At 66.6% G+C, this 24,289-nt stretch carries 30 protein-coding genes; 15 read left to right on the top strand and 15 right to left on the bottom strand.

Annotation, left to right across the window (positions count from 1 at the left end; translation table 11 throughout):
- Nucleotides 1-41: 41 nt before the first annotated feature.
- A complete protein-coding gene (locus MXB53_RS10215) occupies nucleotides 42-797 on the bottom strand; it encodes a GNAT family N-acetyltransferase (protein WP_248897279.1) in 756 nt (251 codons plus the stop codon).
- An 87-nt stretch (nucleotides 798-884) separates the two neighbouring features.
- Here MXB53_RS10215 and MXB53_RS10210 point away from each other — a divergent pair, with 87 nt between their 5' ends.
- From MXB53_RS10210 to MXB53_RS10180, 7 genes are all read left to right on the top strand, one after another.
- The gene (locus MXB53_RS10210) at nucleotides 885-1,556 is read left to right on the top strand and encodes a haloacid dehalogenase type II (RefSeq protein ID WP_248897277.1); all 672 of its coding nucleotides are present in this window, start codon (nucleotides 885-887) and stop codon (nucleotides 1,554-1,556) included.
- An 81-nt stretch (nucleotides 1,557-1,637) separates the two neighbouring features.
- Entirely contained in the window at nucleotides 1,638-2,993 is a 1,356-nt protein-coding gene (locus tag MXB53_RS10205; protein WP_345779705.1) for a substrate-binding protein, read from the top strand.
- A gap of 119 nt (nucleotides 2,994-3,112) precedes the next feature.
- Nucleotides 3,113-4,054 (top strand): branched-chain amino acid ABC transporter permease, encoded by a 942-nt coding sequence (locus MXB53_RS10200; protein WP_248897273.1) that lies wholly within the window; start codon nucleotides 3,113-3,115, stop codon nucleotides 4,052-4,054.
- On the top strand, nucleotides 4,051-5,136 hold the full coding sequence (locus MXB53_RS10195) for a branched-chain amino acid ABC transporter permease (protein WP_425601203.1): 1,086 nt from the start codon (nucleotides 4,051-4,053) through the stop codon (nucleotides 5,134-5,136). The genes MXB53_RS10200 and MXB53_RS10195 overlap by 4 nt, the downstream gene beginning before the upstream one ends.
- Nucleotides 5,136-5,894, top strand: coding sequence for an ABC transporter ATP-binding protein (locus MXB53_RS10190; protein ID WP_248897272.1), 759 nt, complete (start codon nucleotides 5,136-5,138; stop codon nucleotides 5,892-5,894). The genes MXB53_RS10195 and MXB53_RS10190 overlap by 1 nt, the downstream gene beginning before the upstream one ends.
- Nucleotides 5,891-6,634, top strand: coding sequence for an ABC transporter ATP-binding protein (locus MXB53_RS10185; RefSeq protein ID WP_248897270.1), 744 nt, complete (start codon nucleotides 5,891-5,893; stop codon nucleotides 6,632-6,634). Before MXB53_RS10190 ends, MXB53_RS10185 begins: the two co-directional genes overlap by 4 nt.
- A gap of 1 nt (nucleotide 6,635) precedes the next feature.
- Nucleotides 6,636-7,307 (top strand): thioredoxin family protein, encoded by a 672-nt coding sequence (locus MXB53_RS10180; protein ID WP_248897268.1) that lies wholly within the window; start codon nucleotides 6,636-6,638, stop codon nucleotides 7,305-7,307.
- Here the strand turns inward: MXB53_RS10180 and MXB53_RS10175 are convergent.
- The 6 genes from MXB53_RS10175 to MXB53_RS10150 all read right to left on the bottom strand — a co-directional run bounded on the left by MXB53_RS10175 (nucleotide 7,301) and on the right by MXB53_RS10150 (nucleotide 11,333).
- The gene (locus tag MXB53_RS10175) at nucleotides 7,301-7,699 is read right to left on the bottom strand and encodes a universal stress protein (protein ID WP_248897265.1); all 399 of its coding nucleotides are present in this window, start codon (nucleotides 7,697-7,699) and stop codon (nucleotides 7,301-7,303) included. The genes MXB53_RS10180 and MXB53_RS10175 overlap by 7 nt on opposite strands.
- Nucleotides 7,700-7,732: 33 nt before the next feature.
- The gene (locus MXB53_RS10170) at nucleotides 7,733-7,990 is read right to left on the bottom strand and encodes a DUF7520 family protein (RefSeq protein WP_248897263.1); all 258 of its coding nucleotides are present in this window, start codon (nucleotides 7,988-7,990) and stop codon (nucleotides 7,733-7,735) included.
- Nucleotides 7,991-8,301: 311 nt separating this feature from the next.
- Entirely contained in the window at nucleotides 8,302-10,002 is a 1,701-nt protein-coding gene (locus MXB53_RS10165; protein WP_248898100.1) for a cbb3-type cytochrome c oxidase subunit I, read from the bottom strand.
- 224 nt (nucleotides 10,003-10,226) lie between these two features.
- Nucleotides 10,227-10,520: a DUF6684 family protein gene (locus MXB53_RS10160; protein WP_248897260.1), complete on the bottom strand. Its 294-nt coding sequence runs from the start codon at nucleotides 10,518-10,520 to the stop codon at nucleotides 10,227-10,229.
- Between the two features lie 47 nt (nucleotides 10,521-10,567).
- Nucleotides 10,568-10,930: a DUF7541 family protein gene (locus MXB53_RS10155; RefSeq protein ID WP_248897258.1), complete on the bottom strand. Its 363-nt coding sequence runs from the start codon at nucleotides 10,928-10,930 to the stop codon at nucleotides 10,568-10,570.
- A gap of 199 nt (nucleotides 10,931-11,129) precedes the next feature.
- Complete coding sequence (locus tag MXB53_RS10150; protein ID WP_248897257.1) at nucleotides 11,130-11,333, bottom strand: VNG_1110C family protein; 204 nt, start codon at nucleotides 11,331-11,333, stop codon at nucleotides 11,130-11,132.
- A 112-nt stretch (nucleotides 11,334-11,445) separates the two neighbouring features.
- Here MXB53_RS10150 and MXB53_RS10145 point away from each other — a divergent pair, with 112 nt between their 5' ends.
- The 5 genes from MXB53_RS10145 to MXB53_RS10125 all read left to right on the top strand — a co-directional run bounded on the left by MXB53_RS10145 (nucleotide 11,446) and on the right by MXB53_RS10125 (nucleotide 15,830).
- Nucleotides 11,446-12,558 (top strand): OBG GTPase family GTP-binding protein, encoded by a 1,113-nt coding sequence (locus MXB53_RS10145; RefSeq protein WP_248897255.1) that lies wholly within the window; start codon nucleotides 11,446-11,448, stop codon nucleotides 12,556-12,558.
- A gap of 1 nt (nucleotide 12,559) precedes the next feature.
- Nucleotides 12,560-12,976, top strand: coding sequence for a TIGR04206 family protein (locus tag MXB53_RS10140; protein WP_248897253.1), 417 nt, complete (start codon nucleotides 12,560-12,562; stop codon nucleotides 12,974-12,976).
- Nucleotides 12,977-13,101: 125 nt separating this feature from the next.
- Nucleotides 13,102-13,887: a VOC family protein gene (locus MXB53_RS10135; RefSeq protein ID WP_248897251.1), complete on the top strand. Its 786-nt coding sequence runs from the start codon at nucleotides 13,102-13,104 to the stop codon at nucleotides 13,885-13,887.
- An 82-nt stretch (nucleotides 13,888-13,969) separates the two neighbouring features.
- Complete coding sequence (locus tag MXB53_RS10130) at nucleotides 13,970-14,506, top strand: helix-turn-helix domain-containing protein (protein WP_248897249.1); 537 nt, start codon at nucleotides 13,970-13,972, stop codon at nucleotides 14,504-14,506.
- Nucleotides 14,507-14,627: 121 nt separating this feature from the next.
- Nucleotides 14,628-15,830 carry an alanyl-tRNA editing protein gene (locus MXB53_RS10125; protein WP_248897247.1) on the top strand — a complete coding sequence of 401 codons (1,203 nt, stop codon included), beginning with the start codon at nucleotides 14,628-14,630 and terminating at the stop codon, nucleotides 15,828-15,830.
- Nucleotides 15,831-15,925: 95 nt separating this feature from the next.
- On the opposite strand, the gene cysE is transcribed toward MXB53_RS10125, so the two are convergent.
- Nucleotides 15,926-16,549 carry a serine O-acetyltransferase gene (gene cysE / locus MXB53_RS10120; protein WP_248897245.1) on the bottom strand — a complete coding sequence of 208 codons (624 nt, stop codon included), beginning with the start codon at nucleotides 16,547-16,549 and terminating at the stop codon, nucleotides 15,926-15,928.
- Nucleotides 16,533-16,736: a hypothetical protein gene (locus MXB53_RS10115; RefSeq protein ID WP_248897243.1), complete on the bottom strand. Its 204-nt coding sequence runs from the start codon at nucleotides 16,734-16,736 to the stop codon at nucleotides 16,533-16,535. Before MXB53_RS10115 ends, cysE begins: the two co-directional genes overlap by 17 nt.
- 97 nt (nucleotides 16,737-16,833) lie before the next feature.
- On the opposite strand from MXB53_RS10115, the gene MXB53_RS10110 reads away from it, so the two are divergent.
- The 3 genes from MXB53_RS10110 (at nucleotide 16,834) to idsA3 (ending at nucleotide 19,987) form a co-directional block, all read left to right on the top strand.
- A complete protein-coding gene (locus tag MXB53_RS10110; RefSeq protein ID WP_248897241.1) occupies nucleotides 16,834-17,385 on the top strand; it encodes an HAD family hydrolase in 552 nt (183 codons plus the stop codon).
- Between the two features lie 206 nt (nucleotides 17,386-17,591).
- Nucleotides 17,592-18,944 carry a ribonuclease J gene (locus tag MXB53_RS10105; RefSeq protein WP_248897238.1) on the top strand — a complete coding sequence of 451 codons (1,353 nt, stop codon included), beginning with the start codon at nucleotides 17,592-17,594 and terminating at the stop codon, nucleotides 18,942-18,944.
- Nucleotides 18,941-19,987 (top strand): geranylfarnesyl diphosphate synthase, encoded by a 1,047-nt coding sequence (gene idsA3 / locus MXB53_RS10100; protein WP_248897237.1) that lies wholly within the window; start codon nucleotides 18,941-18,943, stop codon nucleotides 19,985-19,987. The genes MXB53_RS10105 and idsA3 overlap by 4 nt, the downstream gene beginning before the upstream one ends.
- Nucleotides 19,988-20,025: 38 nt before the next feature.
- On the opposite strand, the gene MXB53_RS10095 is transcribed toward idsA3, so the two are convergent.
- The 6 genes from MXB53_RS10095 to MXB53_RS10070 form a co-directional block, all read right to left on the bottom strand.
- Nucleotides 20,026-20,976 (bottom strand): metal-dependent hydrolase, encoded by a 951-nt coding sequence (locus MXB53_RS10095; protein ID WP_248897236.1) that lies wholly within the window; start codon nucleotides 20,974-20,976, stop codon nucleotides 20,026-20,028.
- A gap of 79 nt (nucleotides 20,977-21,055) precedes the next feature.
- Nucleotides 21,056-21,607 (bottom strand): mechanosensitive ion channel domain-containing protein, encoded by a 552-nt coding sequence (locus tag MXB53_RS10090; RefSeq protein WP_248897235.1) that lies wholly within the window; start codon nucleotides 21,605-21,607, stop codon nucleotides 21,056-21,058.
- Between the two features lie 43 nt (nucleotides 21,608-21,650).
- A complete protein-coding gene (locus MXB53_RS10085; protein WP_248897234.1) occupies nucleotides 21,651-21,983 on the bottom strand; it encodes a DUF7116 family protein in 333 nt (110 codons plus the stop codon).
- 156 nt (nucleotides 21,984-22,139) lie between these two features.
- Entirely contained in the window at nucleotides 22,140-22,505 is a 366-nt protein-coding gene (locus MXB53_RS10080; RefSeq protein WP_248897233.1) for a HesB/IscA family protein, read from the bottom strand.
- A gap of 53 nt (nucleotides 22,506-22,558) precedes the next feature.
- Nucleotides 22,559-23,827 carry a histidinol dehydrogenase gene (gene hisD, locus MXB53_RS10075; RefSeq protein WP_248897232.1) on the bottom strand — a complete coding sequence of 423 codons (1,269 nt, stop codon included), beginning with the start codon at nucleotides 23,825-23,827 and terminating at the stop codon, nucleotides 22,559-22,561.
- An 84-nt stretch (nucleotides 23,828-23,911) separates the two neighbouring features.
- Nucleotides 23,912-24,175, bottom strand: coding sequence for a DUF8028 family protein (locus tag MXB53_RS10070; protein WP_248897231.1), 264 nt, complete (start codon nucleotides 24,173-24,175; stop codon nucleotides 23,912-23,914).
- Nucleotides 24,176-24,289 lie beyond the last annotated feature (114 nt).

Here is a 24,289-nt window from a genome sequence, read left to right as displayed (position 1 = left end):
GTGGGCCGCCAACCCACCGGTAGACAGTACAATAATCCGTCTCAGAGGTAGCTGGCGTCCCACCGCGTCGGCTTGCGGCGGTTCTCGCAGTCGTTACAGACGACTCGGCCCATCGTGTCCATCGAGACGGCGAAGCTATCGCAGTTGCCACAGAGGTAGCCGTAGCGCTCGGCGCGGTCTCGGTCGAGATACACCGCGTAGAATGGTCCGGTCGAGCCGCGAACGCTCTCGTCAAGGGCGACGTACACCTGCCGGCCGTCGGGCAGCGTCGTCGCCTCCGTGAGCACCTGCCGGCCACCGGTTTCGGGGAACTTCGAGAAGAGATTCTCCACGAACGGTTCGCCGCCGATTTCGACGGTGCGCTGGCCGACCTGTTCGAAGTCCTCCGTCTGGTAGAAATCGGATCCGGCCTCGTTGGCTTCGAGTACCCGGCCCTCGATGCGGGAGACGCCGTGTTCCAGCAGGCGTTGTTCGAGTTCTTCGAGGAGGCGGTCACCGATGCCGCTGCCCCGGCTCTCGGGGTCGACGTGGAGCCAGTCGATTTCGCCGACCGTGTCCCGGCGGTCGACGACGTAGCTCTGGACGAAGCCGACGACGCGGTCGCCGTCGACGGCAACGAGAAACTCCGTGTCGGGGTCGTCCAGGTCGTCGGCGAGGGTCTCCTCGTCGTACCACCGTTCGACCGCCTGTGCGATGATGTCTTCCTCCAGTGCGTGTCCGTACGACGCGGCGAGAGACCGATGGGCGACCGTCCTGATACCCTCGATATCCGTCGCCGTTGCCTCGCGGATGTCCATACCGGTGATGTGTGCGGGGGCGCTCCTTAAAGTGTCGCGGTGGGCTCGAGGGAACGAACCAAGAGGCTCGCCGCCCTCGCCTCACCCATGGCCGGACTCTGCTTCGACATGTACGGGACGCTGTGTGACACGAGTAGCGTACGCGCTCGTCTCGGCGAGGAACTCGGCGTCGCCGAGACGCTCGTCGCCGCCGTCGACGAAACCTGGCGACGCAAGCAACTGCAGTACTCCTACCAGAGCGCGCAGATGGACGACTACGAGCCGTTCTGGTCGATCACGACCCACGCCCTCGACTACGCGCTCGCCCAGTACGACCTGGACCCGGACGCTGAGACCCGAGAACGCATCCGCGACGCCTACGACCACCTCGAACCCTTCTCCGGCGCCGCCGAGACGCTCGACCGATTGTCGGCTGCCGGACACGACGTGGTGATCCTCTCGAACGGCAATCCGGAGATGCTCGAACGCCTCGCGGAGAACGCGGGGCTGCTCGCCCACGTCGACGACATCATCAGCGCCCACGCCGTCCGGACGTTCAAACCCGACCCCGCCGTCTACGAACACGCCGCCGAAACGCTCGGTCGCTCGCTCCCGGACTGTCGGCTGGTCTCCTCGAACGCGTGGGACGTCGCCGGCGCCGGCAACGCAGGAATGGCGACGACGTGGGTGAACCGGCAGCGCGATCCGCCCGAGACGATCGGTGCCGAACCTGACCGACGCGTGACGACGCTCCCCGCCGTCGCCGAAGGTCTTCGCTGACGGGTTTTTTCGAATAATCTTGCCCGATTAGATATCCTAAGAACAGAAACTATTATTAACATTGTGGCCGGCGGGTTGTGTATGGGTAGCAATGGTGGCGGTATGGAACGACGTGACGTGATCAAGGCGGCGGGCGCGGCCGGAACGGTCGGCCTCGCAGGATTGGCTGGCTGTTCCGGCGGTGGTGGCGGGGGCGGCAGTTCGGAGTACCCCGCGCTCGGCAACTACCCCGTCGAGGGTGATACGGCCACGTTCGGGTTCAACGTCCCGCAGTCCGGCCCGTACGCCTCCGAGGGGGAGGACGAACTCCGTGCGTACGAACTCGCGGTTCAGCACCTGAACAACGGCGGCGGCTGGGTCGACACGCAGTTCGACGACCTCTCCGGCGACGGCGTCCTCGACTATCAGATCGATTCGGTGACTGGCGACACGGCCACCGACGCCGACCAGGCGCGCCAGTCGGCTTCCCGGATGATTCAGCGCGACGACGTCATCATGGTCACCGGCGGGTCGTCCTCCGCCGTCGCCATCGCGGTGCAGGGGCTGTGTCAGAACGAGCGCGTGATGTTCATGGCCTGTCTCACCCACTCCAACGACACCACCGGCGTCGACTGCGCCCGGTACGGGTTCCGCGAGGTCTTCAACGCGTACATGACGGGACAGGCGCTCGCACCGGTCGTCCGCGAGGAATACGGTACGGACCTGGAGTTCTACCAGCTCTACGCTGACTACAGCTGGGGCCAGACACAGCAGGAGTCGATGAATCAGTTCCTGACCGAGACGGCGGGCTGGTCACAGGTCGACTCGGTCGCGACGCCGCTCGGCACCAGCGACTACTCGTCGTATCTCTCCCAGGCCGCGAACTCCGGCGCCGACGTGCTCGTCCTCAACCACTACGGGCTCGACGGTGCGACATCGGTCAGTCAGGCCGTCGACGCGGGCCTCGACGAGGATATGGAAATCCTCCTCCCGCTCTACAACCGACCGATGGCCGAGGCCGCCGGCGGCGCCATCGAGGGCGTCTTCGGCACCGTCGCCTGGGACTCCCAGATCGACAACACACCGTCCCAGGAGTTCACGCAGGCGTTCCAGGACGAGTACGACCGCCTTCCCTCCGGCGTGGCACAGCTCGCGTACGCCCAGACGCTCCAGTACGCTGCCGCGGCTGAGCGAGCGGGCACGTTCTACCCGCCCGAGGTCATCCGCCAACTCGAGGGCTACGAGTACGACAACATCGGCATGGGCCCCGAGACGATGCGCGCCTGCGACCACCAGGCCCAGCGCGCCGTCCCTGTCGTTCGCGGTCTGCCCGAATCCGAGCAGGAGTCGGGACAGTATTACGAACTCATCAACCTCACGAGCCGGGACGACGTCGGCTACGCCTGTGACGAAGGTCCGGCGGCCGAATGTGAACTCGGCGAGTACGGCGACGAGTAACTGACGCCGGCAACCCCGGCGGCGTTCCGTAGCGCAAGATTATAGTCGATTATGATAAAGATACACGCAGACATGCTAGTACCACTTGCATCCCGCCCTCGGGGGCGCGGGGTGAGATGATGAGTTTCCACATCGAGGCAATTACCGTCCTGCTGAACGGCCTCCAGCAGGGCGCCATCTACATCCTGCTGGCGGTGGGTCTCTCCATCATCCTCGGAACCCTGAAGTTCGTCAACTTTGCTCACGGTGCCCTCTACCTCATCGGCACCTACGCGGGCCTGTTGATCGCGCTCGAAATCAACCTGACCGGCGGCCAACTCTCGGAGTGGGGCGTCGAGACGCTCGGTCTCGGACTGGGCTACATTCCTGCGCTGATAATCGTCCCGTTCGTGGTGTTCATCGTCGGACTGGGGATGGAGCGCTGGGTCGTCGAACCGTTCAAGGACCGCCCCGACACCGACCAGATTCTCGTCACGTTCGGACTGGCCATCATCGTCCAGGAGGTGTTCAAGATCATGTTCGGCTCGAGCAGCCTCCCATTCAGCCAACCAGCGTGGGCACAGGGACCGCCGCAGATTCCCTTCCTGGCCGGCATCCCCATCTCCTCGTGGCGATACTACGTCATCGGCATCACGGCCGTGCTGGTGCTCATCGTCTACCTGCTGGTCGAGTACACCGACTTCGGCCTCATCGTCCGCGCGGGCACCCGTGACCCGGAGATGGTCGAACTGCTCGGTATCCGGCTGAGCCGACCCTACATCGTCGTCTTCGGTATCGGTGCGGCGCTCGCCGGCGTCGCCGGCGTCGTCGGTGGGCCGCTCAATCCGGTCAATCCGACCATCGGGAACGAAGTTCTCGTTCCTGCCTTCCTGACCGTCGTCATCGGCGGTGTCGGCTCCATCGCGGGCGCCGTCCTCGGCGGCATTCTATTCGGGCTCACTCAGGCCATCCTCATCGCCACATACTCCGCGTGGGCACAGGTGGGCCTCTATGCCATCGCCGCTATCGTCCTGTTGGTGCGGCCACAGGGACTGCTCGGCGAAGAGGGGGTGGCACCGTGAGCGACCAGCCCACGCCCGCCACCGATGGCGGGACCGATGAGGGCTCCATAGCCGGCATCTTTGCACCCCGTGGCAACGAGCTCCGCGTGATGGCGGCAGCGGCCGTCGTCCTCGGTCTGTTCCCCTACGTGTTCTCGCGTATGCCCGTCGTGAGCGACGTGGTACAGGGCTATCAGGGGCTCGCGACGCTCATCCTCATCTGGGGCATCTTCGCGCTCGGCTTCGACCTGCTGCTCGGCTACACCGGCCTGCTCTCGTTCGGCCACGCGGCCTTCTGGGGGTCGGCCGCTTACACTGCCGGCGTCTTCAGCCAGCACGTTTCGGGCTCCCCGATTCTGATGATGCTCGCCGGGACGACATTCGCCGTCCTGCTCGCGTGGCTGCTTGGCTTCCTGTCGCTGCGTCGGGGTGGCATCTACTTCGCCATCCTCACGCTCGCGTTCGCACAGATGATGTTCTACCTGTCCTCCTCGCCCCTGGCGTTCATCACTGGCGGGGAGAACGGCCTCACAGGCATCGAGACGGGGGACTTCCTCGGTGTCATCGCGCTCGAATCCGAACTCCCGTCCGTGCTGGGAATGCTCCTCAGCACGTGGATGTACGCCTTCGTGGCGGCCTTCACGCTCCTCTGTATCGCGCTCGGTTACCGCATCCTCAACTCGCCGTACGGGATGGTGTTCCGGGCCATCCGCGAGAACGAACAGCGCGCCGAATTCGTCGGGCTGAACGTCTGGCGATACAAGCTGATGTCGTTCATCCTGTCCGGCCTCTTCGCCGGTATCGCCGGCAGCCTCTACACCATCGACGGGTCCTACGTTCCGCTGTCGTCGCTCTACTGGACCGAGAGCGGCGAGGTGGTCATCATGACCGTCCTCGGCGGCACGGGGTCGCTGTTCGGCCCCATCGTGGGCGCCGGCATCTACCTCTACGTCGAGAACATCGTCAGCGGCTTCGAAACCATCGGGCCGTTCTGGCATCTCATTCTCGGTGTCGTCTTCGTCGTCACCATCTGGGTGTTCCCCCGCGGAGTCTGGGGATTCCTCAGCGACGTGCGGGACTACGTCACGGGAGGTGAGGACTGATGGCGCTGCTCGAAACCGAGGACCTCGTCAAGGAGTTCGGCGGCCTCGTCGCCACCGACGACGTGAACCTCACCGTCAACGAGGGCGAACGCGTCTCCATCATCGGCCCGAACGGCGCCGGCAAGTCGACGCTCATCAACCTCATCACGCGCCGTCTCGATCCGACGGCGGGCGACATCCGATTCAAGGGCGAATCCATCGTCAACCGCGACCCCCACGAGGTCGTTCAGATGGGGATCAGCAAGTCGTTCCAGACGGCGTCCATCTTCTCGGATCTCACGGTTCGAGAGAACGCCGAAATCGCGGCGCTGGCCGCCGAGCACGGCTCGTTCGGGTTCAAGTTTCTCGAACACCGCGACAGCCTCTCGGGCGTCCACCAGGTCGCGGCCGACACTCTCGACGCCGTCGGACTGCTTGATCAGGCCGACCGTACCGCATCCGACCTACCGTACGGCGACAAGCGTCGCCTCGAAATCGGTATCGCGCTGGCGGCCGAACCCGACCTCCTGCTGATGGACGAACCGACGGCGGGGATGTCGCCCGAGGAGACGGAGGCGACAGTGGACCTCGTCGAGGAAGTCAAACGCGAACTCGGTCTCACGTTCGTCCTCATCGAACACGACATGGAAATCGTCTTCAGTATTTCCGATCGCATCGTCGTGCTCAACCGCGGCCAGATCATCGCGGAGGGGACGCCGGAGGAGATACGCGGCGACTCCGACGTGCAGGAGGCGTATCTCGGAGGTGTCGACCTGTGAGTCTGCTCGACGTCGACCACATCGACGCCTACTACGGCGAGAGTCACATCCTGCGCGACCTCTCGATGACCGTCGAGGAGGGTGAAATCTGCACCCTCCTCGGTCGCAACGGGGCTGGCAAGACCACGACGCTCCGCTCCATCGCCGGCGCCGATCCGCCAACCGTTCGCAGCGGGTCGGTCCAGTTCAAAGACCAGGATATCACCGGGATGGAAGCCGACGATGTCGCCATGCAGGGCATCTCGCTGGTGCCCGAGGAGCGGCGCGTCTTCCCCAACCTCACCGTCGCGGAGAACCTCAAAATCGCGGAGGTGTCGCGCAACGCCTCGAACACCTGGCGGCGCCCGCGCACGTCGACCGGTCAGTCCATGTCCACCGAGCAGGTGTACGAGGACTTCCCTCGCCTCAGCGAGCGCAAGACACAGAAGGCGGGGACGCTCTCGGGTGGCGAACAACAGATGCTCGCCATCGCCCGCGCGCTCAAACAGAGCACTGACCTCCTCCTCCTCGACGAACCGTACGAGGGCCTCGCCCCGAAGATCGTCGAGGACGTGGAGGCAGCGATCGAGCGTATCAACGACCAGGGCGTGACGATCCTCCTCGTCGAACAGAACGCCGCGGCCGCGATCAAGATCGCGGACCGAGCGTACGTCGTCGACCAGGGAGCCGTCGTCTTCGACGGAACGGCCGACGAGCTCCGCGACGACGACGAGACCCGCGAGCGGTACCTGGGTGTCTGAGATGGCCGGCCCATCGGAAGCAGCCCTCGAGGCCGCCCTCGACCGCCTGCTCGAAACCGACGCCGTCGCAGAACGCGACGGCGGGACGCTCGTCACGACGCCCGCATTCGAATCGGCGCGCCGGGTGTACCGCGACTCCTACGCCAGCGTCGGCGACGACGCCTTCCGGCAGACGGTCGCGGACGTGTTCGGCGTCGACGAGGCGACGGCCGCCGAGCGGATCGATGACGGGGCGATCACCCGCGACGACCTGATCGCCTACCTCGCGCTCCAGTCGTTTCTCGACACCGCGGACGAACCGCTCGCGGCGATGGCGTCGCTGGTCGTCGAGCTCTCTCCCGCGTCGCCGGTGCCCGACTCGCTCACCGAACTCGACGACGAGGAGTGGCGGGCGTTTCTCGACGACCATCCCGACGCCGTCGTGACGGTGTGGCGTCACGACTGTGCGCCCTGTGAATCGCTGAAAGAAGACCTGGATTCCCTGCGCGACGCGCTTCCCGAATCGGTCGCCCTCGCGGGCGTCGACGGCGAGTCCGTCCCCGCGTTCCGCCAGGAGTTCGAGGTGGATACTGCGCCCGCGGTCTGCTGTTTCGTCGGCGGGACGCTCGACGCCGTGGTGACCGGTCGGCAGTCACCCGAGACGTACGCCGAGCAGTTCGACGGCTGTTACTGATCGGGGCTACCGGCGACCATCACCGGGCGGTCCGTGTTCAGGATCACCGACTGGGTGACGCTGCCGAACAGCGCCTTGCCCGTCGGCGACCGTTTCCGTCCGGCGACGACGATGAGGTCGGCGTCCTCCGTCTCCGCGACGTCGAGGATCTGCTCGGCGGGGTCGCCGCTCGACTCCGTCACCGACACCTCGATGTCGTGCTCTTCGAGTAGCTCCGTCGCGTCACGTACGGAGCCGAGTTGGGTCGCCGACGCCCCGCTCGGGTTGTCGGTGAAGCTGTGAATGAGTGTGACGCGTGCGCCCGATTCGGCCCCCGGAAGCTCCGCGACGGCGCGCGCACAGGCGACTGCCCGCTCCTCGTTGTCGTCGACGCCGATAATGACGTGATACATACTGGCCATTCCGAAAGCCAGGAATAAGTGTCTTTACTCTACTGCGTCCGCCTGCTGTGAGACGTAGACGACGAGCGCGAGCGGGAGTCCCAGGCCGGCGGCGACGGTCACCATCCCGAACACGGCGAACCCGAGACCGTTCGACGGAAGGGGAATCAGAAAGAACAGCCGCGGTCCGCTACCCATACGGACGTACTCGCCGAGGATGAGGCCGAGCAGCCCTGCGATACCGATGACGACGGCGTAGAGCCCCAACACGAAGCGACGACCGTCGAGACGGGAGTCGGTCACGGTCGCGATAGGGCCGCGCTCCGATTAGCCCTTTCCCTTCGGACCGATGGGCCTTTGCCGATACGCGTCCTGGCTCCGCGTATGAGCAACACCGATATCCTCGGTATCATTCTCGGCAGTGTCGCCCTGCTGATGTTCGTCACCGGAATTCTGCTAGCGACGTAATAGGGAGTGTCGTAACTGTCCAGGGATTCTCGCGGGGACGACTTCCGAGAGAATCTCTGCCGACTTCCGATACATCCTCCAAGAAACGTAGCCGTCGGCCGTCAGTGCGCGAGACGATGGACGGAAACCGGTTCCGACGACCCGTCTCAGTCGTCGGCGGCAGTCTCGTCGCCGCCGTCCGCGAGCGCCGTCTCCTGCTGGTTCTCGAACCACTGCCATTCGTTGGTGTACATGCCGTCCTCGCGGAGGTTCCAGGGATCGCCGTCCTGGACTTTCGGCCCTTCGATCCACGAGGTGACGAAGTTGTACGCCCAGATGAGTCCACCGACGAACATCAGCACGGCACCGAGCGTCGCCGCCTGGTGGGCCGTCGCGAACTGCGGCAGGTAGGTGGCGTACCGTCGAGGCATGCCGCCGTACCCGAGCACGAGCATCGCGAGGAACGTGATGTTCGAGCCGATCATCCAGAGCCAGAAGTGCCACTTGCCGAGGCGGCGCTGGTACATCCGGCCGGAGACCATGGGGAACCAGTAGTAGAGCCCGGCGAAGCCGGCGAAGGCGATGGCGCCCATGACGATGTAGTGGAAGTGCCCGACGACGTAGTACGTGTCGTGGAGCACGAGGTCGACCGGGATGGACGCGTTGAACACGCCGGTCACACCGCCGAGGATGAAGTTCGAGACGAAGCCGATACAGAACAGCATCGGCGTCGTCAGGCGGAGCTTCCCGTTCCACATCGTCGTGATCCAGTTGAACGTCTTGACGGCCGACGGGATGGCGATGGCGAGCGAGACGGCCATGAACGAGGCGCGCAGGCGTGGGTCCATGCCGGTGGCGAACATGTGGTGGGCCCAGACGCCAAAGGAGAGCACGCCGATGGCGAGCGTGGAGTAGACGACGAACTTGAACCCGAACAGCCGCCGGCCGGAGAAGCGCGGCAGGACGTAGCTGACGATGCCCATCGGAGGCAACACGAGGATGTAGACTTCGGGGTGTCCGAAGAACCAGAACAGGTGTTGCCAGAGCATGGTGCCCCCGGCCTCGATCGCGAAGAAGCTGGTTCCGAGGTTGCGGTCCAGCAGGAGCATGACGAGTGCGCTCCCGAGCAGGGGGAAGGCGAAGAGGATGAGGCCGGACTGGGTGAGGATGGTCCACGAGAAGATGTCGAGGTTGGCCCAGGTGACTTCCTCGGCGCGTTCGGTGAGGATGGTCGCGATGAAGTTGATCGACCCCATCGTCGCCGAGACGCCGGTGAGGTGGAGGCCGAGGATCATGAGGTCGACTCCGGCGTTGGCCTGATTGCCACCACCAACGCCCGCCGAAAGCGGCGTGTAGAGCGTCCAGGCGGTCTGGGCGGGGATCACGTCGCCGAGCGGGAAAAAGCCCGCCCAGATGAGGAGCGCGCCCGGCGGTAGCAGCCAGAACGCGATGGCGTTGATCCGGGGGAACGCCATGTCGTCCGCCCCGATCAACAGCGGAATGAGGTAGTTCGAGAACGCCGCGATGATGGGCGTCCCGAACAGGAACAGCATCGTGATGCCGTGGCTCGTCAGCAGCGAGTTGTAGAACGTGTTCGAGATCAGCGTCATCTCCGGATCGAGCAGTTCGATCCGCATGATCATGATCATCAATCCGCCGACGACGAAGGCGATCACGCCGTAGACGCCGTACAGCATCCCGATGTCTTTGTGGTCGACCGTCGTCAGCCAGCGACTGATGCCGGCCGGCTTCTCCTGTGAGACGTGCCCAGACTTGCCGGCCGCCCCGCCACTCCCGAGTGGTGTGTACGACCGCCAGTCTTCGATCCGCGCGAGCCACGCGGCGATGATCACGAGGAAGAGCCCCATGAGCACCGTCAACGCTAACTGTCCGGTGATCTGCATGGACGTTGGTCAGGAACCCAGGGTTAAGAAATATTCGGGTATGCGTCGGGCGATATTGGCCGCCACGCGAGGCTCTTCGAGGGGCGCTCGACACGCCCGCGTTCGGCCGTCATACTATTGTAACTGTCCACCGGTGGGTCGCCAAGGCGGGTCGGCGATCCACTGGTACTGACTTCCAATAAACCGTATCACTCCTCGTGTTCTTCGATCGGTTCGGCGCCCTCGACGGTGGCCCCGCCTGGCAGGTACACCGGATCGGTTTTCTCCGTCGTCGCGATGGCTTTCCCCGACAGGTACGTCAGGATCGCCAGGAGCACGAACGGTGCGACCAGCAGCACGTACTGGAGGATGCGCGACACCTGATCCACGCCGAAGGGGCTGTAGACGGCGTATCCGACGATGAAAAAGAGGATGATGAACAGCGGGATGAAGTTCACCGTCAGATCGAGGAGGGTGTCCCGATCGAACACTTTCGTCGCCATACCTGCTCCATAACACACCCCACTCAAATAGGTTTCTATCGCACCGATCAGGCGGCGGTCCGCCGGGGCACCAGCAGTTCACCGCCCACGCCGGCTAGCGCGAGCAGGACGCCCGCGGTGATGATCGCGTAGCCACGCGTCACGAGGCCGATGTCGGTGAACGCGAGGGCGCCTCCGACGACGAGCAAGAGGGCAGCGAAGACGACGAGCGGCCGCCATACCGTCTTCACGTAGCCCGCCTCCCGGGCCATCCCGGTCACGCTCCCACAGAACAGGAGGAGTCCGCCGACGGCGACGGCGAACACGTCGAACAGGATGCCTAGCTCCGCGATGGGGATGCCGAACGCGACGAACGGCGGCCACGGGCTGGCCATCCGATACTGGTCGCTCAGTCCCGGTTCTTCGGTCATGACGTGCCGTACGGGACCGACTGTAGAAAACGCTTCGACCCGGATATTGGGTGAGAGCCGCCGTCGCGACCGGCGCGTCGTCGACGACGCGCCCGACGACGGTGACAACGGCCGTCTCATACGGTTTATTGGAAGTCAGTACCGGTGGGTCGCTTGACCGTCCCAGCGACCCACCGGTACACAGTTACAATAATCCGTATCAGGCGACGTTGATGCCATGGCGCGCGAGCAGTCGGCCGACCGCCTTGATCTCGACCGGACTGCCGACGATCCGGCAGGTGGACTCCTCGACCGCGAAGACGGAGACGGAAAACTCCGATTCGATGTCGTCGCGCAGTCCGGACAGCGACTCGCAGGGCACCACGATCTGCGTGCTGTCTCGCAACCGCTCGGGATCCGGCATCGATGATCTACCCTAACCCACCCAGCACCTCGGTATAACCGTGTCGAAGTTCTATCACTTGGGTGGCCTGGAAAGAACAGGTTTTTCGACGCCGACGGCGGAATACGATATAATGGGTCTGGAGGAGGAGATCGAGGACCTCCGCGAGGAGATTTCCGACACGCCGTACAACAAGTCCACCGAACAGCATATCGGTCGGCTGAAGGCGAAACTCGCGGAGAAAAAGGAGAAACTCGAAAAGCAGGCCTCCTCTGGCGGCGGACAGGGGTACGCCGTCGAGAAGACGGGCGACGCCACCGTCGGTCTGGTCGGCTTTCCCAGCGTCGGCAAGTCGACGCTTCTCAACGCCCTCACGAACGCCGAGAGCGAAGTCGGCGAGTACGAGTTCACCACGCTCGACGTCAACCCCGGGATGCTCAAGCACAATGGCGCGAACATCCAGATTCTCGACGTGCCGGGGCTCATCGAGGGCGCAGCCGGCGGGCGCGGTGACGGGCAGGCGGTGCTGTCGGTCGTCCGCACCACCGACCTCGTCGTCTTCGTCCTCTCGGTGTTCGAGATTCAGCAGTACGACCGCCTGCGCGAGGAACTCTACGCCAACAAGGTGCGTCTCGACACCTCGCCACCGAACCTCTCCATCTCCAAGACGGGGAAGGGAGGGCTTCGCGTCACCAAATCGGACGACGTCAGCCTCGACGAGGAGACGATCAAGAGCGTCCTGCGCGAACACGGCTACGTCAACGCCGACGTGACCATCCGTGGCGACTGTACCATCGACGAACTCATCGACGGCATTCAGGACAACCGGGAGTATCTCCCCTCTATCGTCGCCGTCAACAAGGCCGACCTCATCGACGAGGACTACCTCCCGACGGTGAAAGACGACCTGCGCGAACACGGTCTCGACCCCGAGGAGGTCATCTTCATCAGCGCCGAGGAGGAGAGGGGTCTCGACGCCCTCAAGGAGGAAATCTGGGACGCGCTCGGTCTCATCCGGGTGTACATGGACAAGCCAGGTCGCGGCGTCGACTACGACGAACCGCTGGTCCTGCGGCGGGGCAACCACACCGTCGACGACGCCCTCCGGAACCTCGGCGGGACGCTCGACGAGCGCTTCCGCTTCGCCCGCGTCACCGGCCCGAGCGCGAAACACGACGACCAGCAGGTCGGCCGTGACCACGAACTCGAAGACGAGGACGTCCTCCGCGTCGTCGCGCGGAAGTAGCGTGCCGCCGGCCCGTCGCGTCGCCGTCGTCCTCGCTCTCCTCGCCGTCCCGTGGACCGTCCTCGCCTACGACGCGGGGCCGACGACGCTCGTCTTCGCGTGGGGGCTCGTCAATCCCGCGGCGCCGTCGGTGACGACGCTCGCGCATTTCCTCGGCCGGTACACCACCGGCCTGCCGTCGTACATCCTCGCGTGGCCGCTCTCCGTGCTCTGTTATGTGCTCGCGCTCGCGAGCGCCGTCGTCGGGGCCGTCGCGGACCGCGAGGACACTCGCGTCACTGCCGGCCTCCTCGTCTGTGCCGGCATCGCGGGGCTGTCGGTCGCCCGCGGGTTCGCGCTCCAGCCCGGCCGCGTCGCGTACCCCCTCGGTACCGCCGCCTGCTGGGGCGTCGCGTGGTACGTCTACGCGCGGGCGTGATACGGCTATTATTGTCACTGGCTATCGGTGGGTCGCCGACCTGTCTTGGCGACCACCGGTACTGACTTCCAATAAACCGTATGAGAGACGGTACGCTTTTCGGCGTTCCGGCCGTCCTCTCGCCCATGTTCGGTACGCTCGATCACGTGATGATGCGGGTCGCCGATCTCGACGCGTCGCTAAAGTGGTACCAGTCACACCTCGACTACGAGGAGAAAGACCGCTGGGAGGCCGAGGGCTTCACCAACGTCTATCTCGGCCCCGAGGGGATGCACGAGGAGGGCGCCATGTTGGAACTCACGTCCAACCACGGCGACAGCCCGGACGAGATGGGCGACGCCTGGGGCCACATCGCCGTCCGCGTCGAGGATGTCTACGACGCCTACGCGGAACTGATGGACGCGGGCGTCGAGGACTACCGCGACCCCGACTCCTGTGGCGGGAGTTACGCGTTCGTGAAAGACCCCGACGGCCACGAGGTGGAGATCGTCGAGCGCGACCACGGCGCCCGGTGGAGCCTCGATCACACCATGATCCGCGTCGAGGACGCGGACGAGGCACTCGGCTTCTGGACCCGGAAGTTCGAACACGTCCCCACGGGCCGGTGGGAGGCCGACACCTTCGCGAACTATTTCACGAAACCCGCGGACGCGCCGCCGGAAGCGATGGCGGTCGAACTCACGTACAACTACGACGGCCGTCGGTACGAACTGGGCGACGCCTGGGGCCATCTCTGTGTGCGCGTCGACGACCTCCACGACGACTGGGAGCAACTGATGGTGCGGGAGGCGCCCGACTACCGCGATCCGGCCTCGTGTGACGACCGGTACGCGTTCACGACCGACCAGGACGGCCACGAAATCGAACTCCTTGAGCGGGAAGGGTTGGCGCCGCCGCTATTTCCGGAGTGAGCGGCCCCGCCGCTAGAGCGAGCGGCCGCTGTCGGCGTAGTCGGACACGGAGTTCAAATAGGACGACCGGCTACAACGGTGTATGGCGAAATACTCTACCGGATCGGGCGGCGGTGACGGCGACGGCGACGCCTGCGAACTCTGCGGGTACGAAACGTCGAACCTGAAGCAGGCGAACGTCGCGGGCGCAAGTCTCCTGGTCTGTTCGGACTGTGCGCCACACGACGACACGGATGGGCGCGGCGGCGCTGGCTCCGACTCGCGGTCCGGGTCCGGCGGGTCCCGAACCGACGCTGACGAACCAAACCGCCGCAAGCGAGCGGCCCAAAATACTGCCCGCGTTCACGACGCGGCCCAGAGCAACACCAAGCATTGGGAGGAGGAGGGGACTGACTACGAATCCGACCGGCTGCCCTATCTCGTCTCCGACTACGGCGACCGCGTCGAAGACGCGCGACAGGCGGCGGGACTCACCGTCGAGGAACTCGCCGCCGACCTCGAAGCCGACGAGGACGATGTCCTCGCGCTCGAACAGGGGCGTGCGGCGCGGGCCGGCGTCGGCGGATCGGTCGTCCGCGCCGTCGAGAAGCGCCTCGACGTGACCCTCGTCGACGAGTGATCGGAAATTCGTCCCCGTCGATAGCGCCTCGCCGGCCCATCCCGGCGAGCGTCGCTGCTGACTGCCGATAATTCCTCCGAGAGCGAACGATTTTACGCGACCGCCGTTCGTACTGGTGGACATGCAGACGCTCGCACCCGCGGAACCCGATGTCCGGGAGTTCGAAGCCACCGTCGACGCGGTCGACGGCCGATCGGTGGCCCTCGACCGAACCTACTTCTACGCCGAGAGCGGCGGCCAACCCGCCGACCGTGGAACGATCGGTGGCGTTCCCGTCGCGGACGTACAGACCGACGGCGACGCCGTGGTCCACCGCTTGGCCGACGATCCCGCGTTCGCGCCCGGCGACACCGTCGCCGGCGTCGTCGCCGACGACTTCCGCACCTACTGTACCCGCGCCCACACCGCTAGTCACCTGCTCTACGGCGCGGGGCGTCGACTGTTCGATGACCTGGGCTACGGCGGGTTCGGCATCGACGACGAGAAGGTCCGCGTCGATTTCGCTACCTCGACCGACATCGACGACGGAGTGCTCGCCGAACTCGAACGCCTGACCAACCGCGCAGTGTGGGACTCCCGCCCCGTCTCGTGGGAGTCGGTCCCCGTCGACGAGGCGCTCGCCCGCGACGACGTGGCGTTCAACACGCAGACCGAGGAGGGCGTGATGGCCGACGCCGACACCGTCCGTCTCGTGGATATCGAGGGCTGGGACGTGGCTGCCTGTGGCGGCACACACGTCACGAACACCCGCGAAATCGGGCCGGTCGAGGTGGTCGACCGCTCGAACCCCGGCGAAGGGCTCACCCGCGTCGAGTTCGCGGTCGGCCCGCCGGCCGTCGACCGCCGTGCCGAGGTGCGACGCGCGACCCTCGGCGCGGCGCGCGAACTCGGGACGAGGATCGCCGCGCTCGACGACGCCGTCGCCGACCTCCGGGCCGAGCGCGACCAACTGGCCACGGAGTGCGAGCGATACAAGACCGAGGTGCTCGACGCCCGCCTCGCCGGTCTCCCGACGGTCGACCGCGACGGTGCCGTGTGGACGGTCGGCACCGTCGCCGACTTCGGGCCGAACGAGGTCGGCGACGCGGTCCAGGAGCGAGTCGGCGAGCGGAGCGATGTCGTCGCGGTTGTCGGCGAGGGCGGCGCGCCCTTCGTCGCCGTCGCGACGGCGGGAGAGGCGAGCGCCGACGCTGGCGATATCGTCGACGCCGTGACGGGGGCGTTCGGCGGTGGCGGTGGTGGTGGGCCGTCGTTCGCTCAGGGTGGCGGCCTCGATGCCGACGCCGACACCGTCGTCGCCGCACTTCGCGAAAACAAGGTGTGACGACGCCGGTCGTCATACGGTTTATTGTCAGTCAGTACCGGTGGGTCGATGGACCCTCCCAGCGGCCCACCGGACGGCAGTGACAATAAACCGTATCAGTCCTGCTCGCCGCCGTCACAGACGATGCGATCGATCCGCTCGGCCCCGTCGGCGTCTTGCTCGTCGGCGAGGGGCGTCGTGCCGGCGGGTCGTGCCGGGTTCCCGACGACGGTGACGCCGGGCGCGACCGGCCGAACCACGACGGCGGCGGCGCCGACGGTCGCGCCGTCGCCGACCTCGATCGGGCCGAGCACTGTCGCGTTCGCGCCGAGCATCACCTCGTCGCCGATGGTGGGGTGGCGTTTGCCATCCCGCGGAACGCGGTTGCCGAGGGTGATGCCGTGGTAGATGAGCACGTCGTCGCCGATTTCGGCGGTCGACCCGATCACGACGCCGATGCCGTGGTCGATGACACAGCGTCGGCCGATGTCGGCGGCGGGATGAATCTCGACGCCGGTCAGCAGCCGGGCGAACTGCGACAGCAAGCGCGCGGCCGTCTGGTGGCCACCCGTCCAGAGCAGGTGGGCGATCCGGTAGGTCCACAGCGCGTGCAGACCGGGATAACAGGTGAGCAACACGAGCAGACTCCCCGCAGCGGGGTCGCGTTCGCGGACGGCGGCCACGTCCTCGCTCACGCGGCGGCGGGCGGCCGCGAGCAGGCGCTCACCGCGCGCGAACATGGCCGGAGAGCCGCCCGCGGTCACCCACGAACGGGGCGACCGGCGGACGCGTTGCCGCGTGGGCCGGATACCGGGCGGACGACGCCGTCGGTCGCGTTAGAGGACGGAGACAGCAACAGCACTCCTCGCGCGGTCGGTAGCGCTCGAAGGCTATCCGCTGTCCGGAGTGACCGACGGTCGTCGGCATACGCGAGCGTATTCGATACGCCCACAAAAGCGTTCTGTCGAACGAGCGCGCCACCGGAACCGAAGCCCCCATAGTTCACCCGACGCTAGGCACCCCCGTGCAGACCGACCACGACACCGTGGTGTACGACCTCGACGGGACGCTCGTCCGCCTGGCGGTCAACTGGAACGCGGCCGCCCGGGACGCGACGGCGACGTTCGCCGACGCGGGGGTCGCCGTCGACGACGCGGACCTCTGGTCGCTGTTCGAGATGGCGCCCGAGTACGGGGTGGCCGAGGAACTGGAGGCGACGCTCGCCGCTCACGAACACCGGGGCGCGGAGCGGTCGTTCCGTCTCCCTCTCGCCGACTATGTGGCCAACCACGGTGCCCCCATCGGCGTCTGCTCGCTCAACGCCGAGGCGGCGTGTCGGCGGGCGCTGGACCGCCACGACCTGTCGTCGCACGTCGACGCCGTTGTCGGGCGGGACTCGCTGACAACGCGAAAACCCGACCCCGAACCCCTGCTGACGACGATCGCCCGTCTCGGCGGCGACCCCGACGCGGCGCTGTTCGTTGGCGACTCCGAGAGCGACGCCGTGACCGCCGACCGGGCGGGCGTCGCGTTCGCACACGTCGCCGATGTCGTCCGGGACATCGCGCAGTCGTAGGGCCGCCCGACCGCCGCGGCAACCCACGTAGTTTTTATCACCGGCGTGTGTAGCCTCCCCTACCAGCGACCCGCGGGCAAGTGTGGCCGACGCCACACGCGGGGATCAGCGACCGACGTGCTGCAAGACGCCGGGGCCGATGGCCCCCGAACCCGCCTTTGAGTGAGCACCGTGCCACAGACGTGGCGTTTCAATGCTCGGAAACCATGGAAATCGAAATCGCAACAATCGGCGGCTACGAAGAAGTCGGGCGGCAGATGACTGCCGTCCGTGCCGGTGACGACGTCGTCGTCTTCGACATGGGTCTGAACCTCTCGCAGGTGCTGATCCACGACAACGTCGAAACCGAACAGATGCACAGTCTCGACCTGATCGACATGGGCGCCATCCCGGACGACCGGGTGATGAGCGACCTCGAAGGGGACGTGCAGGCGATCGTCCCCACCCACGGTCACCTCGACCACATCGGCGCCATCTCGAAACTCGCCCACCGCTACGACGCCCCCATCGTCGCGACGCCCTTTACCATCGAACTGGTGAAACAGCAGGTCGAAGGGGAGAGCAAGTTCACGGTCGGCAACGACCTCGTGAAGATGGACGCGGGCGAAACCATGTCCATCGGCGACTCGGGCAAGGTCGATCTCGAGTTCGTGAACGTCACCCACTCGATCATCGACGCGATCAACCCCGTTCTCCACACGCCGGAAGGGGCCGTCGTTTACGGCCTCGACAAGCGGATGGACCACACGCCGGTCATCGGCGATCCCATCGACATGGAGCGGTTCCGCGAGATCGGCCGCGAGGGCGAGGGCGTCCTCGCCTACATCGAGGACTGCACCAACGCGGGCCGCAAGGGCCGCACGCCCAGCGAGTCCGTCGCCCGCAAGCATCTCCGCGACGTGATGTACTCCGTCGAGGATTACGACGGCGGCATCGTCGCGACGACGTTCAGTTCCCACATCGCCCGCGTGAGTAGTCTCGTCGAGTTCGCCGAGGACATCGGGCGCCAGCCCGTCCTGCTCGGCCGCTCGATGGAGAAGTATTCGGGCACTGCAGAACGCCTGGACTTCGTCGACTTCCCGGACGACCTGGGGATGTACGGCCACCGCAAGTCCGTCGATCGCACCTTCAAACGAATCATGAAGGAGGGCAAGGAGAACTTCCTGCCCATCGTCACGGGCCACCAGGGCGAGCCGCGCGCGATGCTCACGCGGATGGGCCGCGGCGAGACGCCGTACGAACTGGACGACGGCGACAAGGTCATCTTCTCGGCCCGGGTGATTCCGGAGCCGACGAACGAGGGCCAGCGCTACCAGTCCGAACGCCTGCTCCGCATGCAGGGCGCGCGCATCTACGACGACATCCACGTCTCGGGCCACCTGCGCCAGGAGGGGCACTACGAGATGCTCGACGCCCTCCAGCCCCAGCACGTCATCCCCGCCCACCAGGACCTCGAAGGGTTCGCGCCCTACGTCGACCTGTGTGAGAGTCAGGGCTACGCGCTGGGCCGGGACCTGCACGTCACCCGTAACGGCAACATGATCCAACTGGTCGAATGACGACTGACGCGACGGAAGAGCGGGTGCTCGCTGCGATTCGCGAGCGACGCGAACAGGTCAACGACGCCATTGAGGAGGAACTCCCGCTGGCCGAACCCGAACGGCTGTACGAAGCCTCCCGATACTTGCTGAAAGCCGGCGGCAAGCGCCTCCGGCCGACGGTGTCGTTGCTGGCCGCCGAGGCCATCGCCGACGTGCCGCCGCTCTCCGTCGACTACCGCCAGTTCCCCGCGCTCGACGGCGACGCGGTGGACGTCATGGCCGGCGCCGTGAGCATCGAGGTCATCCAGTCGTTCACCCTCATTCACGACGACATCATGGACGACGACGCGCTCCGCCGTGGGGTGCCGTCGGTCCACGAGGCCTACGATGTCGACACCGCCATCCTGGCGGGGGACACGCTCTACTCCACCGCCTTCGAGATCATGGCGGGAACGGGGGCTGCCCCCGAAAACGGGCTGGAAGCGATGCGGATGCTGGCCAACACCTGTACGCGTATCTGCGAGGGACAGGCCCTCGACGTGGAGTTCGAGCGTCGGCGGGACGTGCTCCCCGAGGAGTACATCGACATGGTCGAGTCGAAGACGGCAGTGTTGTACGGCGACGCTGCCGCGACGCCGGCCGTCCTGCTCGACGCCGCCGACGAGGTTGTCGACTCCCTCTACCGGTACGGCATCCACTCCGGGACGGCGTTCCAGATTCAGGACGACGTGCTCGACCTGACGGTTCCCTCGGCGAAGCTCGGCAAGCAGCGCGGCTCCGACCTCGTCGAGAACAAGGAGACGCTCATCACGCTGCACGCCCGCCAGCAGGGCGTCGACGTGGACGACCTGGTCGACGCCGACGACGCCGAGTCGCTCACCGACGAGGCCGTCTCGGAGGCCGTCGAGACGCTCCACGAGGCGGGCAGCATCGACTACGCCCGGGGGAAGGCCCGCGAGCTCGTCGACGAGAGCAAGGCCGACCTCGACATCCTCCCCGACAACGAGGCGCGGTCGCTGCTCGAGGACACCGCGGAGTATCTCATCTCTCGCGGATACTGACCGTCTTCGGCGGTCGTCGACCTCGGTGACGTTATTTTTCAGCCGATGACGACGTAGGCGACGGTGTACGCGAGCCACGCGACGGTGATCGCCGCGAGGCCGGTCACGAGGGCAGTCAGCCAGTCCGGCGGTTCGACGGTCGGCCCGTCGACCCGGCCGACGAACCGAACGCGGGGGAGTGCCCCGACGAGACCGACGCCGAGGACCGAGAAGACGAAGGGGTAGGACAGTTCGAGCGTCGGCGCTGGGATGAGGACGACGCTCGCGGCGTAGCCGGCGCCGAGGGTGGCGTGCGGGCCGACGGCCGTCGTCGGCCGGAGTCCAGTTGCCACGCAGACGACGGCCAGCGCCGCCCAGACGGTGGCGAGTTCGAGGCCGAACGTGGCGAGCAGGTGGAGCGTGGGGTCGGCCGCGAGTGCGATCCGGTCGCCGACCAGCGCCGCGTCGACGGGGTAGAGCATCGCCGGCGGTTCGCCGGTGAAGAGGTCGCCGAAGGGGTGCGACGCCAGGCCGATCAGCGCAGCGGCGAACACCTGCCGCGTCGTGAACCCGGTTCGGCTGGCGACGAGGTGGCCGAGAGCCACGCTCCCGACGACAAACGGGAGCGTGACGGCCGCGCCGAGCGCCCCGCTCACGAGGCCGGCGATAGCGACGAGCGAGAGGCCGAGCGGCCACGACAACCACCGGGCGGTCGGACCGGCGGTGCGGAGCGCGGCCACGACCGCTACCGCCGGCGCGAACACGAGCGAGTGAGTCACCGCGCGGTGGACGACGTTCCCCGTCGCCCAGAACGCGCTCGCGAGCGCCAGCGCGTCGCCGCCGGCGGCGCTCGCGACGCCGACGAGCGCGTACGCGATGTCGATGTCGGGGAGGGCGGCGAATCCGCCGGCGACGAGGCCGATGGTGAGGGCCCGCTCGGCGGGCCACCCGCGACGGAGCGCAACGGCTCCCACGAGGGCGAACGCGACCGCAGCGTGACCCACGAACACGGTTGCGTTTCTCGCGGCACGCGCATAAAGTGAGCGGGCGCGGTGTGAACAGGCGTCACGGCCGACATCCGACGCGCGATTACGCCTCTCCGCTGCCGACTTTCGTCCACCGGGATTCGATGTCGGCGTTGCCACGGACCACGGTGTCGTCGCCGATGTCGAAACGGGTCTTCCGGAGTTCGATGGATTTCACGACGCCTTCCATGTCGCCGACGCGGACGGTGTCGCCGGCCTCGAAATCCGGATCGCGGAGGAGGTACACCCCGGCCACGGCGTCGGCGATCATGTCGCCCGTGGCGTAGGAGATGCCGAGGGCGAGAAACCCGGCGGAGGTGCCGAGCGACGCCGCGATGCCGTCGAGGCCGACGATGGAGAGCGTCGCGAGGCCGACGCCGAACCAGAGGAAGACGGCGACGATGGTCGTCACGAACTGCCGGTAGACGGGGGATTCCCCCGGCATCGTCCGAGAGAGTGCGGTTTTCAGGCCGAAGAGGATACCTTTGACCAGGATGGCCGCCAGCACGAGAAAGACGATGCCGCTGATGAGCGTCGGGATGGCGTCCAGTAACTGATCGACGAAGTCGAGAAACGCGCGCCGAACGAGCGACGACTGGAGTGCGACGCCGAGCATACGCTACCTCGGGGTCGCTCGGTACGTAAATGTATAGGGCCGCCTACGCCACGGCGCGGTCGACGACTTCGTACTCTTCGCCGTCGACGCCGATCACGGCCCACTCGTAGTCCGGATCGATCCCGGTGAGGCGGTCACGGAGGCCCCCTGCGGCTTCCATCCACGTCACGAAACATCGGAGGCGATAGTCGGTCGTCCCGCCGTCGGCGCGCAGTTGTCGGGGCGACGACGCCTCGTCGGCGTCGAGTGCGGTCACGTGGACGGTTCGCCACTTCCGCTCGGCACGGAGGTCGGCACCGTCGCCGTCGACGGCGTATCCGAGGCGGCGGAACACGGTCCGTGCCTCTTCGACCGGTGGCATGGTAACAGGGGCCATGTACGATCCGATACGCAGTGTCGGATGATAAGTGTTACCACGATTCCAGACGCGAGAAAGCCGTGTCGGGGTGTTCATATGGTTTATTGGCAGTCAATGCCGGTGGGCCGCCGGACCGTCCCGGCGAACACCAGCAAACAGTTACAATAATCCGTATCAGGTGCGGAACGACTCGCCACAGCCGCACTCGGAGACGACGTTCGGGTTCTCGACGTGGAAGCCCTCCGCCTGGAGGCCGGATTCGTAGTCGAGGACGGACCCGCCGATGTAGTCGGCGCTGGCTGGGTCGACGAACACCCGAAGGCCGTGGTGTTCGACGATCATGTCGTCGTCCTCCGGTTCGTCGTCGAACCGCATGCCGTAGGAGAGACCGGCACAGCCGCCCTGCTGGACGAACAGCCGCAGGCCGCCGATGTCCGCGTCCATCCCCTCGCGGTCCATCAGTGCGAGGGCCTCCTCGGCCGCCTCGGTGGTCACGTCCACGCCTCGGTCGCTCGTCCCGTCGGCGCTCTCGGTGCTCATATCGCGGAATACGGCGCCGAGACTGTTAACGCTGACGGGCGCACTCCCTCCAGTCACTCGAATCGCCGGCGGACGCTCTCGGCGTGCCCGGTTAGCCCCTCCGCCTCGGCGAGCGTCGTGATGGTCTCCGAGAGGTCGTCGAGCGCCGCTCGGTCGAGGCGCTGGACGGTGGTCGACCGGAGGAAGGTTTCGACCGAGAGGCCGCCGACGCGTTTCGCCCCGCCGCCCGTCGGTAGGACGTGGTTGGTCCCCGAGGCGTAGTCGCCGGCCGCGACGGGCGTGTACGGGCCGAGAAAGACGCTCCCCGCGCTGTCGATGCGGTCAAGCAACGCCTCGTCGTCGTCGGCCTGGATCGAGAGGTGTTCGGCCGCGTACTCCTCGGCGAACAGCACCGCTTCGGGCATCGACCGCGCGAGGAACACGCCGCTCTCGTCGTTGTCGAGGGCGGCCTCCACCGTCTCCTGTCGCTCGCAGTCGGGGAGCTGGGCCGCAACCTCGTCGGCCACCGCGTCGGCGAGCGCGGGGTCGTCCGTCACCGCGACGACCGAGGTGTGGGCGTCGTGTTCGGCCTGGGCGAGCAGGTCGGCCGCGACGAAGGCCGGATCGGCCGTCTCGTCGGCGAGGACGAGCACCTCGCTCGGCCCGGCGAGGAAGTCGATGTCGACATCGCCCCGGACCTCGGCTTTGGCGGCCGTCACCCAGCGGTTCCCCGGGCCGACGATTTTCTGGACGGTGTCGACCGTCTCCGTCCCGTAGGCCATCGCGCCGACGGCCTGCGCGCCGCCGACGCTGTAGACGGCGTCGGCGCCCGCCTCGTGGATGGCCGCGAGCGTCGCGGGGTTCATCTCCTCGGCGGGCGGCGTCGCCACGACGACGTGGTCGACGCCGGCCACCTTCGCCGGAATGACGCCCATCAGCGCGCTGGAGGGGTACGCCGCCGCGCCGCCGGGGACGTAGACGCCGACCCGGGAGAGCGGGCGGAAGCGCCGCCCCAGTTCCCGGCCGTCGAAGTCGTCGCGCCAGTCGTCAGGCACCTGTCGCTCGTGGAACTCGCGCACGTTGTCGGCGGCGGTCTTGATCGCCGCCAGCAGGTCGTCGTCGACCTCCTCGTGGGCGCGTTCGGCCGCGTCCGTCACGTCCAGATTACCGACTTCGACGCCGTCGAAGTCGCGGCAGAACTCCCGCACGGCGACGTCGCCTTCGTCACGGACGCGCGCGACGATGTCGCGTACGTCCTCCCGTACCTCCTCGATGCCCGCGTCGCGCTCGAACAGCGCCGTCCGCTCCGCGGGGCCGAGGTCCTGAATCTCGCGTACGTCCATGCCCACACGTTACGCGGGTGCGTGAAAAGGGATTCCGGTCCGGGGTCCGGACCGGTCGCCGGAACTGAGATTAGACAGTCCGCCTCACTCGGGGGAGTTGTGCGAGTGGCCCACGACGAACGCAACGGCGTTCACGCCGACGAGCGCCGCGAAGCCGACGCGGTGAGTCGTCACCATTCCCGTCGCCAGCAGCGGGAGGTACGTGAATGGGAGCAGCGTCGCCACCCAGAAGGCGACGAACTGGATCGGGAGGGCGGCGATCGACGCGGCCGTCCGGAGGGTGTCCGGCAGGGCCGGAAGCGATGCGGTCGTGGCGCGGGCGAGAGGGGTTGATTCGGGGACGGACATGGTGACTGACTCCACTCACCGCTTGGAGCTACAGGATCATATAGGGGTGAAATCGTTGTACTGTCTTCAGGTGTGTTTGTCCGGCTGTCGGGCTGAGCCGACCGATTCAGGACG

The organism is Haloplanus sp. XH21, assembly GCF_023276355.1.
Classification (GTDB): domain Archaea; phylum Halobacteriota; class Halobacteria; order Halobacteriales; family Haloferacaceae; genus Haloplanus; species Haloplanus halobius.
The sequence above is the reverse complement of the archived record's forward strand: the minus strand, read 5'-3'. Positions and strand labels throughout refer to the sequence as shown.

Bases quoted from the DNA above. Each gene is read 5' to 3' on its own strand.
- MXB53_RS10115 (WP_248897243.1), bottom strand. From the start codon at position 16,736: ATGCCGACGACCGTCGGTCACTCCGGACAGCGGATAGCCTTCGAGCGC.
- MXB53_RS10210 (WP_248897277.1), top strand. From the start codon at position 885: ATGGCCGGACTCTGCTTCGACATGTACGGGACGCTGTGTGACACGAGT.
- MXB53_RS10145 (WP_248897255.1), top strand. From the start codon at position 11,446: ATGGGTCTGGAGGAGGAGATCGAGGACCTCCGCGAGGAGATTTCCGAC.
- MXB53_RS10215 (WP_248897279.1), bottom strand. From the start codon at position 797: ATGGACATCCGCGAGGCAACGGCGACGGATATCGAGGGTATCAGGACG.
- cysE (WP_248897245.1), bottom strand. From the start codon at position 16,549: ATGTTCGCGCGCGGTGAGCGCCTGCTCGCGGCCGCCCGCCGCCGCGTG.
- MXB53_RS10205 (WP_345779705.1), top strand. From the start codon at position 1,638: ATGGGTAGCAATGGTGGCGGTATGGAACGACGTGACGTGATCAAGGCG.
- MXB53_RS10175 (WP_248897265.1), bottom strand. From the start codon at position 7,699: ATGTATCACGTCATTATCGGCGTCGACGACAACGAGGAGCGGGCAGTC.
- MXB53_RS10125 (WP_248897247.1), top strand. From the start codon at position 14,628: ATGCAGACGCTCGCACCCGCGGAACCCGATGTCCGGGAGTTCGAAGCC.
- MXB53_RS10090 (WP_248897235.1), bottom strand. From the start codon at position 21,607: ATGCTCGGCGTCGCACTCCAGTCGTCGCTCGTTCGGCGCGCGTTTCTC.
- MXB53_RS10135 (WP_248897251.1), top strand. From the start codon at position 13,102: ATGTTCGGTACGCTCGATCACGTGATGATGCGGGTCGCCGATCTCGAC.
- MXB53_RS10150 (WP_248897257.1), bottom strand. From the start codon at position 11,333: ATGCCGGATCCCGAGCGGTTGCGAGACAGCACGCAGATCGTGGTGCCC.
- MXB53_RS10155 (WP_248897258.1), bottom strand. From the start codon at position 10,930: ATGACCGAAGAACCGGGACTGAGCGACCAGTATCGGATGGCCAGCCCG.
- MXB53_RS10160 (WP_248897260.1), bottom strand. From the start codon at position 10,520: ATGGCGACGAAAGTGTTCGATCGGGACACCCTCCTCGATCTGACGGTG.
- MXB53_RS10080 (WP_248897233.1), bottom strand. From the start codon at position 22,505: ATGAGCACCGAGAGCGCCGACGGGACGAGCGACCGAGGCGTGGACGTG.
- idsA3 (WP_248897237.1), top strand. From the start codon at position 18,941: ATGACGACTGACGCGACGGAAGAGCGGGTGCTCGCTGCGATTCGCGAG.
- MXB53_RS10180 (WP_248897268.1), top strand. From the start codon at position 6,636: ATGGCCGGCCCATCGGAAGCAGCCCTCGAGGCCGCCCTCGACCGCCTG.
- MXB53_RS10190 (WP_248897272.1), top strand. From the start codon at position 5,136: ATGGCGCTGCTCGAAACCGAGGACCTCGTCAAGGAGTTCGGCGGCCTC.
- MXB53_RS10130 (WP_248897249.1), top strand. From the start codon at position 13,970: ATGGCGAAATACTCTACCGGATCGGGCGGCGGTGACGGCGACGGCGAC.
- MXB53_RS10070 (WP_248897231.1), bottom strand. From the start codon at position 24,175: ATGTCCGTCCCCGAATCAACCCCTCTCGCCCGCGCCACGACCGCATCG.
- MXB53_RS10165 (WP_248898100.1), bottom strand. From the start codon at position 10,002: ATGGGGCTCTTCCTCGTGATCATCGCCGCGTGGCTCGCGCGGATCGAA.
- MXB53_RS10085 (WP_248897234.1), bottom strand. From the start codon at position 21,983: ATGGCCCCTGTTACCATGCCACCGGTCGAAGAGGCACGGACCGTGTTC.
- MXB53_RS10105 (WP_248897238.1), top strand. From the start codon at position 17,592: ATGGAAATCGAAATCGCAACAATCGGCGGCTACGAAGAAGTCGGGCGG.
- MXB53_RS10200 (WP_248897273.1), top strand. From the start codon at position 3,113: ATGAGTTTCCACATCGAGGCAATTACCGTCCTGCTGAACGGCCTCCAG.
- hisD (WP_248897232.1), bottom strand. From the start codon at position 23,827: ATGGACGTACGCGAGATTCAGGACCTCGGCCCCGCGGAGCGGACGGCG.